The following is a 15,325-nucleotide window of genomic DNA, read 5'->3' as shown; positions in this document are numbered from 1 at the left end:
GGAGCACACTATGAGTTTTCACAACCAGCCTATTTTACCGGCTATTCGTAATATGAAGCAATTTGATGAGTTTTTAAACAGCTCGTTTTCGTACGGCGTGATACTTGATATTCATCTCGGACAATTAAAGGGCGTGATCAGAGAGGCGCAAAAGCACGGGAAGAAGATGATGGTGCATGTCGATTTAATCCAAGGGATCAAACATGATGAATACGGAGCGGAATTTATCTGCCAGGATATCAAGCCAGCGGGGATTATCTCAACAAGATCAAACGTGATTGCAAAAGCGAAGCAGAAGAAAATCTATGCGATCCAGCGTTTGTTTCTGCTTGATACAAGCGCAATGGAAAAAAGCATGGAGTTTGTCGGCAAGCATAAGCCTGACTTCATTGAAGTGCTGCCGGGCATCGTGCCGTCACTTATTCAGGAAATTAAAGAGAAAACAGGTATCCCTATCTTTGCGGGAGGTTTCATCCGCACAGAACAAGATGTAGAACAGGCACTGAAAGCTGGTGCCGTTGCTGTCACCACATCTAACACCAAATTATGGAAAAAATATGAAAACTTTTTGACAGAAAGTGATTGACACCGCTTTCATCCACTGATACAATTGAACTAGGTTAATACAATGTGATGGAGAATCCGGAGACCCACAGCAGCTCTTTACGGTAAAAGTTATACATCCGTAAAGCGGTTTGTTGTGGTTTTTTTATTCTCTATCATACTTCTTAATCGCAACCTTAGGAGGAATTATCTATGACAGCATTTTGGGGAGAACTAATCGGTACGATGCTGCTTGTTATTTTTGGCGCAGGTGTTTGTGCAGGAGTCAATTTGAAGAAATCGCTTTCATATCAATCTGGCTGGATTGTTGTTGTATTTGGATGGGGATTAGGTGTGGCAATGGCCGCTTATGCGGTCGGCGGCATCAGCGGCGCCCATCTCAATCCCGCGTTAACGATAGCATTTGCTTTTGTTGGTGATTTTCCGTGGAAAGAGGTTCCGGTTTACATTGCGGCGCAAATGATCGGAGCAATGATCGGTGCGGTGATTGTTTACCTTCATTACCTGCCGCATTGGAAGTCTACCGATGATCCGGCTGCCAAGCTGGGTGTTTTTTCAACCGGACCCAGCATTCCGCATACGTTTGCAAACGTTTTAAGTGAGGTTATTGGGACATTTGTCCTTGTGCTTGGAATTTTGGCGATTGGGGCAAATGAGTTTACAGAGGGACTTAACCCTTTAATCGTCGGTTTTCTCATCGTTGCTATCGGTATTTCTCTTGGAGGAACCACGGGATATGCAATTAATCCCGCCCGCGACTTAGGTCCGCGGATTGCCCACGCACTTCTGCCGATTCCGGGGAAAGGCTCATCAAACTGGAAGTACGCATGGGTTCCTGTTGCCGGCCCGATTTTGGGCGGATCATTCGGCGGTGTATTTTACAGCGCCGCGTTTCAGGGGCAGATTACAAGCAGTTTCTGGATTGTAAGCGTTGTATTGGTTGTGGTATTGTTAGGACTCTATGGCTATACGAAAAAACATGCAGCTAAAACACTATCAAATTCAAAATATATTTAAGCAAAGGGGAGACATCTTATGGAAACTTACATTTTATCCTTAGATCAAGGGACAACAAGTTCAAGAGCGATTCTGTTTAATAAAGAAGGCAAAATCGTTCACTCCGCTCAAAAGGAATTTACACAATACTTCCCGCATCCAGGATGGGTTGAGCATAATGCAAATGAAATTTGGGGATCTGTCCTTGCTGTTATCGCATCAGTCATTTCTGAATCGGGAATCAGCGCTTCTCAAATTGCCGGAATCGGCATTACCAACCAAAGGGAAACAGCGGTTGTTTGGGATAAGGATACAGGAAAGCCTGTGTATAATGCGATCGTTTGGCAGTCCCGACAGACGTCTGGAATCTGCGAGGAGCTTCGTGAAAAAGGATATAATGATACATTCAGAGAGAAAACAGGCCTTTTGATAGATCCATATTTTTCTGGCACGAAGGTGAAATGGATTTTAGACAATGTGGAAGGCGCAAGAGAAAAAGCGGAAAAAGGCGAGCTGCTGTTTGGAACGATTGATACATGGCTCATTTGGAAAATGTCAGGCGGAAAAGCCCACGTGACGGATTATTCCAATGCCTCAAGAACGCTGATGTTTAATATTTACGATTTGAAATGGGACGATGAGCTGCTTGAGATTTTAGGCGTTCCGAAATCAATGCTCCCTGAAGTGAAACCGTCCTCTCATGTGTATGCGGAGACAGTTGATTATCACTTCTTCGGAAAAAATATTCCGATTGCTGGAGCGGCAGGCGACCAGCAGTCCGCGCTGTTCGGCCAGGCGTGCTTTGAAGCAGGCATGGGGAAAAACACATACGGCACAGGATGTTTCATGCTGATGAATACAGGGGAAAAAGCAATTAAGTCGGAACACGGGCTGCTGACAACAATCGCCTGGGGCATTGACGGTAAAGTTGAATATGCTTTAGAAGGAAGTATTTTTGTCGCAGGCTCAGCCATCCAATGGCTCAGAGACGGAATGAGAATGTTCCAGGACTCTTCGCTTAGCGAATCATACGCGGAGAAAGTTGATTCAACTGACGGCGTATATGTCGTTCCGGCCTTTGTCGGCTTGGGAACGCCTTACTGGGACAGCGATGTGCGCGGTTCAGTTTTCGGCCTGACAAGAGGCACAACAAAAGAACATTTTATCCGTGCCACGCTGGAGTCATTGGCTTATCAGACGAAAGATGTGCTTGATGCAATGGAAGCGGATTCTAACATTTCATTGAAAACGCTTCGTGTGGATGGCGGCGCTGTTAAAAATAACTTTTTGATGCAGTTTCAAGGGGATATTTTGGATGTGCCTGTGGAACGACCGGAAATCAATGAAACAACTGCGCTTGGCGCGGCATATTTGGCAGGTATCGCTGTGGGGTTCTGGAAGGATCGTTCTGAAATTATTAACCAGTGGAATCTGGATAAGCGTTTTGAACCTAAATTGGAAGAAGAAAAACGAAATGAGCTGTATACAGGCTGGCAAAAAGCCGTTAAAGCAGCTATGGCTTTTAAATAAAATAAGAGTATGTTATAATGGTTACAAGTTAATAAGAACGGTCCTGAGATGAGGAGAGACCACAGCACCAAAGTGTGAACATGCACTTTGGCTGTTGTGGTCTCTTTTTCTATTTACTTACCGTGACAACAAGGAGGAAACGTAATAATGAAAAATCAATTTTCAAGTCTTGAGCGGGATCGCATGCTGACAGACATGACGAAAAAAACATATGATCTATTTATTATCGGAGGAGGAATTACAGGAGCTGGTACAGCTCTTGACGCGGCATCAAGGGGCATGAAGGTCGCACTCAGCGAAATGCAGGATTTCGCGGCTGGAACATCAAGCAGATCAACAAAATTGGTTCATGGCGGATTGCGCTATTTAAAACAATTTGAAGTGAAAATGGTCGCTGAGGTAGGGAAAGAGCGGGCGATTGTCTATGAAAACGGCCCGCACGTTACCACACCGGAATGGATGCTGCTTCCGTTTCATAAAGGCGGCACATTCGGTTCATTCACAACCTCTATCGGTTTAAGAGTTTATGACTTCTTAGCCGGCGTAAAAAAATCAGAACGCAGAAGCATGCTTTCAGCAAAAGAAACGCTGCAAAAAGAGCCTTTGGTGAAAAAAGACGGCTTAAAAGGCGGCGGCTACTATGTTGAATACCGCACTGACGATGCGAGACTGACAATCGAAGTCATGAAGGAAGCAGTCAAATTCGGGGCAGAGCCTGTGAATTATTCCAAAGTAAAAGAACTCCTTTATGAAAAAGGCAAAGCAGTCGGTGTATTAATTGAAGACGTTTTGACGAAAAAAGAATATAAAGTATACGCGAAAAAAATCGTCAATGCGACAGGCCCTTGGGTAGACCAGCTCAGAGAAAAAGACCATTCTAAAAACGGAAAGCACCTTCAGCATACAAAAGGTATTCACCTTGTATTTGACCAATCTGTCTTTCCTTTGAAACAAGCGGTATATTTCGATACACCGGACGGCCGCATGGTGTTTGCTATTCCTCGTGAAGGCAAAACATACGTGGGCACAACCGATACCGTTTACAAAGAGGCCCTGGAGCATCCGCGCATGACAACTGAGGATCGCGATTACGTCATCAATTCAATCAATTACATGTTCCCGGAACTGAATATTAAAGCTGATGATATCGAATCAAGCTGGGCTGGCCTGCGTCCGCTCATTCATGAAGAAGGAAAGGACCCTTCCGAGATTTCACGCAAAGATGAAATTTGGACGTCAGATTCAGGCTTGATCACTATTGCCGGCGGTAAGCTGACCGGGTACAGAAAAATGGCGGAGCACATTGTCGATCTTGTTCGTGATCGATTAAAAGAGGAAGGCGAAAAGGATTTCGGCCCATGCAAAACGAAAAACATGCCGATTTCAGGCGGGCACGTCGGCGGTTCTAAAAACCTTGCATCCTTCGTGACGGCGAAAACGAAAGAAGGCATTGCGGCCGGCTTATCAGAAAAAGATGCGAAACAGCTGGCTATCAGATACGGCTCCAACGTAGAGCGTGTCTTTAATCGGGTCGAGGCACTGAAAGACGAGGCTGCGAAGCGAAATATCCCGGTTCATATCCTTGCCGAGGCAGAATACAGCATCGAAGAAGAATTGACTGCAACGCCTGCTGACTTCTTTGTCCGCAGAACGGGACGTTTATTTTTTGATATCAATTGGGTAAAAACATATAAAGACGCCGTTATTGATTTTATGAGCGAGCGATTCCAGTGGGATAAGCAGACGCAAAACAAACATACAGAAAACCTTAACAAGCTATTACACGATGCGGTTGTACCGGTCGAACAATAAAAATAACGGGCTGTCTGCAGCCCGTTATTTCTTTTATGAGCCAGAAAGCGTCAGATCTCAAGATATCAAGTGACAGAGACGCTCTCTTCATATTAAAATAATGGCATATGGCTGATACATAGGAGGACGAATTATGACTTGGAGAAAGAGCTATGAACGCTGGAAACAGACAGAAAATTTAGATCCTGAATTAAAAAAGCTCCTCACTGAATTAGAGGGGAATGATCAGGCTCTTGAAGACTGCTTCTATAAAAACCTTGAATTCGGAACTGGGGGTATGCGCGGAGAAATTGGCGCCGGTACGAATCGGATGAATATTTACACGGTGCGCAAGGCATCAGCGGGATTTGCGGCATACATCTTGCAGCAGGGTGAGGAAGCGAAAAAACGGGGCGTTGTCATTGCGTATGATTCCCGCCATAAATCACCGGAGTTTGCGATGGAAGCTGCAAAAACGCTTGCTACACAAGGCATCCAAACGTACGTATTTGATGAGCTTCGCCCGACGCCGGAGCTGTCATTCGCTGTCAGACAACTGAACGCTTACGGAGGAATTGTTGTGACGGCTAGCCATAACCCGCCTGAATATAATGGGTACAAAGTGTACGGTGATGACGGCGGCCAGCTGCCTCCGCGGGAAGCAGACATCGTCATTGAGCAGGTAAACGCCATCGAAAATGAACTGACAATCACGGTCGACAATGAAGAAGCGTTAAGAGAAAAAGGCTTAATAGAGATCATCGGGGAAGAGATTGATAAGGTCTATACTGAAAAACTGACATCTATTTCCGTTCACCCTGAGTTATCCGGAGAAGTGGATGTGAAAGTGGTTTTCACTCCGCTGCATGGAACCGCAAACAAACCGGTCAGACGCGGGCTCGAAGCCCTTGGCTATCAAAATGTCACGGTCGTGAAGGAACAGGAACGGCCAGATCCGGACTTTTCAACTGTAACATCTCCGAACCCGGAAGAGCATGCTGCATTTGAATACGCTATTAAGCTCGGCGAAGAGCAAAATGCAGATATTCTTATTGCAACAGATCCAGATGCGGACCGCCTTGGCATTGCGGTGAAAAATGATGAAGGCAAATATACAGTGCTGACAGGAAACCAAACCGGCGCGTTGCTGCTTCATTATTTGCTTTCTGAAAAGAAAAAACAAGGAATCCTGCCTGAGAATGGCGTCGTTCTCAAAACAATCGTAACAAGTGAAATCGGCCGCGATGTCGCATCTTCATTCGGACTCGATACGATTGATACACTGACGGGCTTTAAGTTTATCGGTGAAAAGATTAAAGAATACGAAGCCTCAGGCCAGTACACTTTCCAATTCGGATATGAAGAAAGCTATGGTTATTTAATCGGAGATTTCGCCCGCGACAAGGATGCCATTCAGGCCGCACTTTTGGCAGTTGAGGTTTGCGCGTTCTATAAGAAACAAGGAACGTCATTGTACGAAGCGTTAATGAATATCTTCAAAGAATATGGTTTTTACCGTGAAGGGCTGAAATCACTGACGCTGAAAGGAAAACAGGGAGCGGAGCAGATTGAAGCGATTCTTGCTTCCTTCAGGCAAAATCCGCCGCAAACAATGGCCGGTAAACAGGTTGTCACTGCTGAGGATTACGCTGTAAGCAAACGGATGGTTTTGACGGAAAATAAAGAAGAAGCCATCGACCTGCCAAAATCAAATGTATTGAAATACTTCTTGGAAGACGGATCTTGGTTCTGCCTCCGTCCTTCTGGTACTGAGCCGAAGGTCAAATTTTATTTCGCCGTAAAAGGAACATCCCTACAAGACAGTGAACAGCGTCTTGCCGCACTTTCTGACGATGTCATGAAGACAGTTGACGAAATTGTCGAAGCAACAGCAAAGTAATTCTAAAAAAGCTGGATCACGCAATGTGATCCAGCTTTTTTCTATTTCTCATCCAAAAGTCTGAAAGAAAATCATCCTTCATGTGAAGTAACAATATTCAAAAAACTGGTATAATCTTAGATAATAACCATAGCCGGAGTGAGAGACGTGACCAAACCGAGGGTGGAAAAATTAAGAACACTGAAAACCATTGCCGAGACTTTGAATCAAGGACACGATGTCAAAGCAACGCTGAATGAAGTTTTAAAAGAATTGCTGAGCTTAACGAATCTTCAGTCTGGATGGATCTTTCTCATTGAAGAGGACGGTTCCTATACGTTAGCAGCAGACGCATACCTGCCGCCTGCTTTAAGCCGCAGGGAAAAAGTGCTGATGTGTGAAGGGGAGTGCTATTGCCTGACGAAATTCAATAACGGCGGACTTAGAAAAGCAGCCAATATTATGAACTGTAAACGCATAGAATCAGCTGAAGAGCTGCATTGTTTTGACACAGAAGGGATTACGCATCATGCAACCGTTCCCTTAGAAGATGGAGACAGACGGTTTGGTTTATTAAATGTGGCGGCGGCCGGAAAGACACTTTTTGATGAGGAGGAGCTTCATTTGCTGGAGGCGGTTGCTTTTCAGATCGGAACGGCGATACAGCGGATGAGGCTTGCTGAATACAAACAAAAAAACGCTCTTTTAATGGAGCGGAACCGTCTCGCTCAGGAGCTGCATGATTCAGTCAACCAGATGCTGTTTTCCGTCAGTTTAACAGCAAAAGCGGCAAAGACATTAACACAAGAAGAGACCCTGCAGCAAATGATTGATTTTATTCAAACGTTAACGCAGGACGCGCTGGCTGAAATGAAGTCCTTAATCTGGCAGCTTCGCCCCGGAGGATTGGAAAAAGGGCTGGCTGAAGCCATTAAAAGCTACGGCACTCTGATCGGATTGAATGTCGTCTTTACACAAAAAGGATGTCCGGCCCTTCGTGATGAAGAGGAGCATATGCTGTGGCGTGTCGTGCAGGAAGCCCTCAATAATTGCAAAAAGCATGCCGGGACTGATACAGCGTATGTCAGAATTACTGCTTCTTCGTCCTATGCAGAACTGGATATTATCGATCATGGGGCAGGGTTTCGTTATGAAGCGCACGACGGACTGCCTTCACTTGGCATCAAAGGAATGAAAGAGCGGGCAGAAAAAGCCGGCGCGGAATTTTTCATTGAGTCAGAGCTTGGAGCTGGCACGAAGCTGTCTGTCAGACTTCCGCTTACCAATTAGAAAGGAAGGACAGTGAGATGAGAATTGTAATAGCGGATGATCACCATGTTGTCCGGAAGGGGCTTCGTTTTTTCTTTGCCACCAAGGACGACATTGAAGTTGTCGGAGAAGCGGCAACCGGAAGTGAGGCCCTCCGTGTCATCGAAGAAACAAAGCCTGATCTCGTTCTGATGGATCTGTCGATGCCGGATATGGATGGAATAGCAGCAACAAAAAAAGCAGTACAGCAATTTCCCGGTGTCCATATCGTCGTGCTGACGAGCTACTCTGATCAGGAGCATGTAATCCCTGCGCTTCAGGCAGGAGCGAAGGCGTATCAGCTAAAGGATACGGAGCCGGAGGAATTGGTGAAAACACTGAGACAGGTTGATTCAGGCGAATATATGCTGTCTTCAGCTATTATGCCCCATGTCCTGACACATATGAAAAAACAGAATGAACCGGAAAAAGAAAAATTTTATCAATTAACCCGGCGGGAAAGAGATGTGCTAAACGAAATTGCTTGCGGAAAAAGCAATAAAGAAATCGCAGCATCGTTGTTTATTTCAGAAAAAACAGTAAAAACCCATGTGTCTAATCTTTTAGCAAAGCTTGAGCTGACGGACCGCACACAAGCAGCGCTTTTTGCAGTGAAATACAACCTGAATGGAGAGACCACAAAGTGAACATATTAGTGATTAGCGGCTCGCCGAGAACACATGGCAGGACAAGAATTGCGGCAGCCTATATTTCATCTGTGTATCAAACGGATTTGATTGATTTGAGCGAATTTATATTGCCGTTATTTAACGGTGAAGCCGAACAGGCCGAGCTTATGCGGGTACAAGAGCTGAAGCAGCGCGTCAGCAAAGCGGATGCGATTGTATTACTATCTCCTGAATATCACAGCGGCATGAGCGGCGCTTTTAAAAATGCACTGGATTTTTTAAGCAGCGAACAATTTAAATATAAGCCAGTAGCTCTTTTGGCAGCAGCAGGCGGCGGAAAAGGCGGAATCAATGCGCTGAACAATATGCGAACCGTGATGAGGGGCTTATATGCCAATGTCATTCCGAGGCAGCTTGTGCTTGATCCGGTAACGATTGATGTGGAAAACGCAACAGTAACGGAACACATGGCGGCCAGCATAAAAGAGCTGATGGAAGAATTGCACATGTTCGCAAATGCAGGAACCCCCGGCGTCTAAACACCGGGGGTTTTTTTATGTGAGAAGCGCTAATTGATCCTCATATGTCAGCTCAGTGGCATGGTCAATATAGCGGAGAAGAGAATACAGCACCTTTTCTAATACAGCATAATCCTGTTCAAAATGGTATGCATGCAAAAAATGCTCAATTCGTTTTGATAACAAATCATCCTCTGTCCGCACCATTAAAATTAACAAATTATCCCATTGGGAACGATGGGTGTAATACAATGCTTTGTCGTAATCAGCATAATCCATATCAATCGCTTCTCCTTTCCTGTGTGAGAAGTTCAGGATTAGTTTATGCAGCATCAGCTGTTATTGACGGGGCAAAACTTGGCGTCTGCGTCAGAACTGGGGTAGCAATATGAGGGAGACATAAAATGAAAATGTCTGAATGAACCAAGCGGTTTTGGAAAACCTAAGATGAAAATAATCTGGGTACAGGAGACTGAAAACATGAAATCTCTGCCGTATGCCATTGCGCTTCTGTTTTGCGGTTTCATCATCTTATCGATGGCTGCAAAAGGGCATTCAGAAAACATGAACGAGTCTGTTCAAAAGTGGGAACAGCTCGCTTGGAGTAAAATTCAAGATGAATATAAAGGGGCTTCTTTTTCCGATTACGCCTATATGGGGCGGACCGAGGTGAATGACCAGCAGACAAAGGATGTCTTTCGGGTGACCGTCAAACAGAATGATGAAACATTTTCCGTGCGTGCGGAAGTATATTTTCACCCTGTGACAAAACATATGATCAGCATCAATGTGTTTCGTCTTTAATAACAAAACTGTACAGCCGACAAAGGCCATACAGTTTTGTTTTTAGAAATAACGCTTTGCTCCGAGGTAGCGCTGTTTCCAGTATGAGTTGTTCATATTTGAAATGACAACCCCTGAGTCGTTGGCATTAATAAATTCCCCGTTTCCGAGGTAAATCCCGACATGAGAAGGGCCGGCTTTGTATGTCGAAAAGAAGACAAAGTCTCCAACTGCAGGCTGGCTGACAGATTTCATGGTGTTCCAGTAGCCGGCCGCCGTTAATCTGGACACAGATGTCACTTTGTTTAGCGCATAGTAAATGAATCCGCTGCAGTCAAATCCGGCCGGTGTCGTTCCTCCCCAGCGATATGGAACGCCAAGCTGCTCCTTAGCGGCCGCGATCATTTTGTTAATCTTCGCGCTTGTTGAGATCGTGCTGCCTGAAGATCCGGAACTTGAATTTGAAGATGAAGCTTTGCCTGTAATCGTGAGCTTCTGGCCGATTTGTAAGACATCGTTTTTCAAGTTGTTTTTCTCCCGGATCTGCTGGGCTGTCACATTGAATTTTTGAGCAATCACCCATAAGGAATCCCCGCTCTTCACCGTATATGTAGTCGTCGTTGTGCCGGAGCTTGAATTTGACGAAGACGGTGTTGTTGATGTGCCGGAAGACGATTTGCCGGTCAGCTTCAGCACTTGTCCGACGTACAGAACGTCTGATTTCAGATTGTTGCTGTTTCGGATTTGCTGTACAGTCAGGTTATATTTGTTTGCGATCTTCCAAAGTGAGTCTCCGCTTTTTACGGTGTACTTCGTTGTTGCTGACGCTGATTGATTCGATTTGGATGAATTGTCTTTGGATGACGAATTAGAACCCGCTGATTTTGTTTTTAACACTTGATTCACATAAATGGTATCTGATTTTAAATTGTTCAATACCTTCAATTCAGCGATGGACATATTGACTTTGTTCGCGATTTTCCAAAGCGAATCACCTAGCTGCACTTTGTAAGTGCCAGTCGAAGCTGAAGAGCTTGAGCTCGATTTAGATGATTTAGAGCTGCTTGAAGTGCCGGAACTGGAATTTGAAGAAACCTTTCCGGATACTTTTAATTTTTGCCCTGCACGAATCATGTCGCTGCTCAATCCGTTTAACTTTTTCAGTTCCTGTACCGACATCTTAAACTCATTGGCAATCAGCCATAGTGAATCGCCGCTTTTCACTGTGTAAACAGAATTTCCGCTCTTCTTTGCTGTTGAGCCTGAAGAAGATGATGAAGTGCCGGAATTGCTGCCTGGGATGGTAAGCGTCTGGCCGATTGACAGGACGGTAGTCGAAAGATGGTTGGCGGATGTGATGGCCGCTACACTTGTGTTGTAGTTTTGCGCCAGCTTCCATAAGGAATCTCCGCTTTTGACTTTAATCGTTGCTGCTTCAGCGGGTGTAATCGCTAGTGTTGTGCTGACAATCGCGGATGCTGTCAGCCCTGCTGCTAATTTCTTTTTCATCTGAGCTCTCCTTTTTCCCCCAATGATTTTGAATATGCTGTTTCTTTTTTATATCGGCAGATTCAACTCATCGTTTTGCCTTTTTTAAAAATCAGTCATATTATCTTAACAGAAAGCAGGAAAAAGGGCATAAAAAAAGAAGGAATCATCAACTATTCCTTCATTTTCAAAAGCTGCATAATTTCCTCTTTATTTTTGACAAGGTCTCGCAGCGTATATTTGTTTAAAACGGCAAGATAGGCCATAAGCGCTTCATTAAGCACGTGTTTTAAGCCGCACACTGGAGAAATAATGCAGAGATTTCTATTCGCATCAAAACATTCAACAATATTAAAATCGTCTTCTGTTTTTCTGACGACCTCTCCAATATTGATGTCTTCAGGATCCATGCCTAAACGTATGCCGCCTCCACGTCCGCGTATCGTTTCTACATATCCGAGCTGACCGAGCCTGTATATGACTTTCATGAGATGATTTTTTGAAATAGAATACGTTTCGGCGATCTGTTTTATATTTGAAAGTTCTCCGGGACGTTCTGCAGCAAGAAAAATCAAAACTCGTAATGAATAATCTGTATAATTTGTTAACTTCATATTAAGACCTCGGAATAAGACATTTTCTATATCTTATCATAATCTATTATAAAATGAAAAAAAAGGAATTTCCCTAAAAAAGCGTGCACCCTGCTGGGTACACGCTTTTTTTTAATTCATGTCATTGGAAGGATTTTGTTTTGAACGGTTTTTCGTATCAACCTCGGTATTTTGAATTTTGCGTTCGAATTTAGAAAGATAACGTGAAGCAAAATCCTTTCCGCCAAGACCGAATGATAAACCGAATGCAAGTGCGAATCCGCCAAGCACGATGATAAATGCGGAATTAACAATTGTGTCAGCGACTCCGAGCTGATCTAGTGCCATAAAGAAAGCCAGTGCGATGATTGTATACTTTGCAATCGCAGCTAAAGATTTGAACTCCTGACCTTTGATCATGCTGGCCAGTACCTTGCGCACCAATTCTCCGGCGTAAAGGCCGATTCCGAGGATAAATACTGCGACAAGGACATTCGGCAGATACGCGATGATGCCTCCTGCGATCTCAACGAGTAAATGCAGCTGAACAATTTGCAGCGCCTCGGCTGTAAACAGCAGGATCACAATGATTTGCGCAATCATACCGACAACTTGGGAGAGTGACAGCTTTGCGGATGCGCCAGGTTCTACGCCCATTTTTCCTAATAAAGAATCAAAGCCTGCACGGCGGAGCAGTCCGGACACCATTGTGTTTACCCATTTTCCGGCCCATATACCGGCTAAAATCAGTACGATGGCGATAATGATATTCGGAAGCATGTTTAAGATGGTATTGAGCATAGAGACGGCTGGCTGAGAAATGCCGGCGACATCAAGACGATCAAGCGCTGAAATGACAACCGGAATTAAAATCAGCACATAAGCAATGGTCCCGATGACAGCTGAAAGGCTTGTATCCTTTAAGTAAATGGATAACCCCATACGAGCAGCGAATCTTTCTGTACCGATGCTTGCTAGGAAATTTGTGATGATGTCACGGACCAGGCGGGCGATGAGCCAGCCGATTAAAACGATCAGCGCCGCAGCGAATAATTTCGGCAGAAAAGCGAGTACGCTTTCCATCATATTTGTAAACGGGCCTGAAATTCCGCTGATATTCAGTGAAGATAAGACTCCCGGCAAGAATATGAGCAGCACGAGGTAAAAGACAATTTGTGAAGCGGCGTTAACTGCCTGGTGAATATCTTTCCCTTCAGATACCAAGTTCCATTTGCGCAGTTTTTCGCTCGTGTTCAGCTTCATCCCGATTTTTTTGACAAGAAAGCTTAACACAGAAGCTGCCGCCCAGCCTAACAGCAGAATCAATCCGGCCTTCAGCAGGCTCGGAACAGCTGCTGCAATAGCAGAAAGCATGCTGACAAAAGGCGAAGCCACTGTTGTCAGGTGCAAAATGTTAAAGAATAAAATAAAGACGATAATCAAAGCGATAAAATAAACGACCTTGCTTACGATTTTTTCCGATGAATAGCGTGACGGCTTTTTCTCAGCAAAGATCTTGTCGTCGATTTTTGTTTTTCTGAGCCCTTTGTACACCGCTTTTTCAATGATTTTGGCGATAGCCCATCCGATTAATAAGACAAGCAAAGCAATGATGAGGTTTGGCAATTTACTGAGATAAGAAGAAAACATGTCTGCTGCATTCAATTGGTATCGCTCCTTTTTTTCGTAATATGGTCTGTTTTTACCCACTGACACATTTGGCAAACAGGCCAATGTGCAGGGCAAGTTTTTTTCAGGCGGAAATGTGACTTATCATCTTTTATCAGGCGGGCTCATACATTATAGATAAGTCCAAGTAGGGGGGATTCGGTTGAACGCGGAGGAGAAAAAGGGATTACAGCGGGCAATTGAGGAAATTACCGAAGTTGCAAAAGGATTCGGCCTTGATTTCTATCCGATGAGATATGAAATCTGCCCGGCTGAAATTATTTATACATTCGGCGCGTACGGGATGCCGACAAGATTCAGCCACTGGAGCTTCGGGAAACAGTTTCACAAAATGAAACTGCATTATGACCTTGGATTAAGCAAAATTTATGAGCTTGTCATTAACTCAGACCCATGCTACGCCTTTTTGCTGGACAGCAATTCACTGATTCAAAATAAATTGATTGTCGCCCATGTACTCGCCCACTGTGACTTTTTCAAAAACAACTGCCGCTTCCAAAACACGAAGCGTGACATGGTGGAAAGCATGGCGGCAACGGCGGAGCGGATTAAGTATTATGAACGGATTCACGGAATAAAGGAAGTGGAGGCCTTTTTAGACGCGATCCTTTCAATCCAGGAGCATATCGATCCTTCTTTGGTGCGTCCGAAGCTCCAGTGGAGTGTGGATGATGAGGAAGAAGAGTTTGAGGAAATGGCTACGCCGTACGATGATCTATGGAATTTAGATGGAAAGAAACCGAGAAAACAACTGAAAAAATCAAAAAAACCTTTCCCGCCGCGGCCCGAGAAAGATATTCTGCTTTTTATTGAAGAGCATTCAAGGGAACTTGAGCCGTGGCAGCGTGATATTTTGACGATGATGAGAGAAGAAATGCTTTATTTTTGGCCTCAGCTGGAAACGAAAATTATGAATGAAGGATGGGCCTCATACTGGCATCAAAGAATTATCCGGGAGCTTGATTTAACCTCTGATGAAGCGATAGAGTTCGCCAAGCTGAATGCCGGGGTTGTCCAGCCGTCAAAAACGGGAATTAACCCTTATTATTTGGGACTGAAGATTTTTGAAGATATTGAGGAACGGTATAACAATCCGACTGAGGAAATGAAGAAAATGGGCGTCAAGCCGAACTCAGGCCGGGAGAAAATGTTTGAGGTCAGAGAGATTGAATCAGATATCTCATTCATCCGCAATTATTTAACAAAAGATTTAGTGATGCGCGAGGATCTTTACCTGTTCCAAAAGCAGGGCAGAGACTACAAAATCGTCGATAAAGAGTGGGAGGCTGTCCGCGATCAGCTTGTGAGCATGCGGGTAAACGGAGGATTTCCGTATTTGACAGTAAACGAAGGCGATTATCTGAAAAATAACGAGCTCTTAATTAAGCATTGGTATGAGGGCATAGAACTGGATTTGAAATACTTGGAGAAAGTACTTCCTTATTTATACCAGCTGTGGGGAAGAAGCGTGCATATCGAATCTGTGCTGGAGGATAAGCAAGTGATGTTTTCGTATGACGGAAAAGGGGTTCACCGCAGGTATTTATAAGAAAAAAG

General features: G+C 44.5%; 14 protein-coding genes. 10 read left to right on the top strand and 4 right to left on the bottom strand.

Annotation, left to right across the window (positions count from 1 at the left end; translation table 11 throughout):
• The first annotated feature begins 10 nt into the window (after positions 1–10).
• The 8 genes from glpP (at position 11) to KXD37_RS13570 (ending at position 9,236) form a co-directional block, all read left to right on the top strand.
• Entirely contained in the window at positions 11–586 is a 576-nt protein-coding gene (glpP, locus tag KXD37_RS13605; RefSeq protein WP_029441192.1) for a glycerol uptake operon antiterminator GlpP, read from the top strand.
• 170 nt (positions 587–756) lie between these two features.
• A complete protein-coding gene (gene glpF / locus KXD37_RS13600; protein ID WP_095713748.1) occupies positions 757–1,581 on the top strand; it encodes a glycerol uptake facilitator protein GlpF in 825 nt (274 codons plus the stop codon).
• An 18-nt stretch (positions 1,582–1,599) separates the two neighbouring features.
• Positions 1,600–3,090 carry a glycerol kinase GlpK gene (gene glpK, locus KXD37_RS13595; protein WP_024120714.1) on the top strand — a complete coding sequence of 497 codons (1,491 nt, stop codon included), beginning with the start codon at positions 1,600–1,602 and terminating at the stop codon, positions 3,088–3,090.
• A gap of 144 nt (positions 3,091–3,234) precedes the next feature.
• Positions 3,235–4,902, top strand: a complete 1,668-nt coding sequence (gene glpD / locus KXD37_RS13590) for a glycerol-3-phosphate dehydrogenase (RefSeq protein WP_127695608.1) — start codon at positions 3,235–3,237, stop codon at positions 4,900–4,902.
• 133 nt (positions 4,903–5,035) lie between these two features.
• Positions 5,036–6,781: a phospho-sugar mutase gene (locus tag KXD37_RS13585; RefSeq protein ID WP_263463620.1), complete on the top strand. Its 1,746-nt coding sequence runs from the start codon at positions 5,036–5,038 to the stop codon at positions 6,779–6,781.
• Between the two features lie 147 nt (positions 6,782–6,928).
• Positions 6,929–8,050 carry a GAF domain-containing sensor histidine kinase gene (locus tag KXD37_RS13580; RefSeq protein ID WP_106022493.1) on the top strand — a complete coding sequence of 374 codons (1,122 nt, stop codon included), beginning with the start codon at positions 6,929–6,931 and terminating at the stop codon, positions 8,048–8,050.
• Positions 8,051–8,067: 17 nt separating this feature from the next.
• Positions 8,068–8,715 (top strand): response regulator, encoded by a 648-nt coding sequence (locus tag KXD37_RS13575; protein ID WP_106022492.1) that lies wholly within the window; start codon positions 8,068–8,070, stop codon positions 8,713–8,715.
• Entirely contained in the window at positions 8,712–9,236 is a 525-nt protein-coding gene (locus KXD37_RS13570; protein WP_263463619.1) for an NADPH-dependent FMN reductase, read from the top strand. Before KXD37_RS13575 ends, KXD37_RS13570 begins: the two co-directional genes overlap by 4 nt.
• Positions 9,237–9,251: 15 nt before the next feature.
• Here KXD37_RS13570 and KXD37_RS13565 read toward each other — a convergent pair whose 3' ends face one another.
• The gene (locus KXD37_RS13565) at positions 9,252–9,494 is read right to left on the bottom strand and encodes a YhdB family protein (RefSeq protein WP_024120719.1); all 243 of its coding nucleotides are present in this window, start codon (positions 9,492–9,494) and stop codon (positions 9,252–9,254) included.
• Positions 9,495–9,695: 201 nt separating this feature from the next.
• On the opposite strand from KXD37_RS13565, the gene KXD37_RS13560 reads away from it, so the two are divergent.
• Positions 9,696–10,019 (top strand): YqzG/YhdC family protein, encoded by a 324-nt coding sequence (locus KXD37_RS13560; protein ID WP_024120720.1) that lies wholly within the window; start codon positions 9,696–9,698, stop codon positions 10,017–10,019.
• A 42-nt stretch (positions 10,020–10,061) separates the two neighbouring features.
• Here the strand turns inward: KXD37_RS13560 and KXD37_RS13555 are convergent, their stop codons facing one another.
• The 3 genes from KXD37_RS13555 to KXD37_RS13545 all read right to left on the bottom strand — a co-directional run bounded on the left by KXD37_RS13555 (position 10,062) and on the right by KXD37_RS13545 (position 13,744).
• A complete protein-coding gene (locus KXD37_RS13555) occupies positions 10,062–11,507 on the bottom strand; it encodes a LysM peptidoglycan-binding domain-containing protein (protein WP_101863757.1) in 1,446 nt (481 codons plus the stop codon).
• Between the two features lie 152 nt (positions 11,508–11,659).
• Positions 11,660–12,100, bottom strand: coding sequence for a nitric oxide-sensing transcriptional repressor NsrR (gene nsrR / locus KXD37_RS13550; RefSeq protein ID WP_010333538.1), 441 nt, complete (start codon positions 12,098–12,100; stop codon positions 11,660–11,662).
• A gap of 111 nt (positions 12,101–12,211) precedes the next feature.
• Positions 12,212–13,744, bottom strand: coding sequence for a mechanosensitive ion channel (locus tag KXD37_RS13545; protein ID WP_106021554.1), 1,533 nt, complete (start codon positions 13,742–13,744; stop codon positions 12,212–12,214).
• A gap of 166 nt (positions 13,745–13,910) precedes the next feature.
• Here KXD37_RS13545 and spoVR point away from each other — a divergent pair, with 166 nt between their 5' ends.
• A complete protein-coding gene (gene spoVR, locus KXD37_RS13540; RefSeq protein WP_024120723.1) occupies positions 13,911–15,317 on the top strand; it encodes a stage V sporulation protein SpoVR in 1,407 nt (468 codons plus the stop codon).
• Positions 15,318–15,325 lie beyond the last annotated feature (8 nt).

The sequence above is a fragment of the Bacillus sp. XT-2 genome (assembly GCF_025696525.1).
Classification (GTDB): Bacteria; Bacillota; Bacilli; order Bacillales; family Bacillaceae; genus Bacillus; species Bacillus halotolerans.
The sequence above is the reverse complement of the archived record's forward strand: the minus strand, read 5'-3'. Positions and strand labels throughout refer to the sequence as shown.

Bases quoted from the DNA above. Each gene is read 5' to 3' on its own strand.
- KXD37_RS13575 (WP_106022492.1), top strand. From the start codon at position 8,068: ATGAGAATTGTAATAGCGGATGATCACCATGTTGTCCGGAAGGGGCTT.
- glpF (WP_095713748.1), top strand. From the start codon at position 757: ATGACAGCATTTTGGGGAGAACTAATCGGTACGATGCTGCTTGTTATT.
- KXD37_RS13565 (WP_024120719.1), bottom strand. From the start codon at position 9,494: ATGGATTATGCTGATTACGACAAAGCATTGTATTACACCCATCGTTCC.
- glpP (WP_029441192.1), top strand. From the start codon at position 11: ATGAGTTTTCACAACCAGCCTATTTTACCGGCTATTCGTAATATGAAG.
- KXD37_RS13555 (WP_101863757.1), bottom strand. From the start codon at position 11,507: ATGAAAAAGAAATTAGCAGCAGGGCTGACAGCATCCGCGATTGTCAGC.
- glpK (WP_024120714.1), top strand. From the start codon at position 1,600: ATGGAAACTTACATTTTATCCTTAGATCAAGGGACAACAAGTTCAAGA.
- nsrR (WP_010333538.1), bottom strand. From the start codon at position 12,100: ATGAAGTTAACAAATTATACAGATTATTCATTACGAGTTTTGATTTTT.
- KXD37_RS13560 (WP_024120720.1), top strand. From the start codon at position 9,696: ATGAAATCTCTGCCGTATGCCATTGCGCTTCTGTTTTGCGGTTTCATC.
- KXD37_RS13585 (WP_263463620.1), top strand. From the start codon at position 5,036: ATGACTTGGAGAAAGAGCTATGAACGCTGGAAACAGACAGAAAATTTA.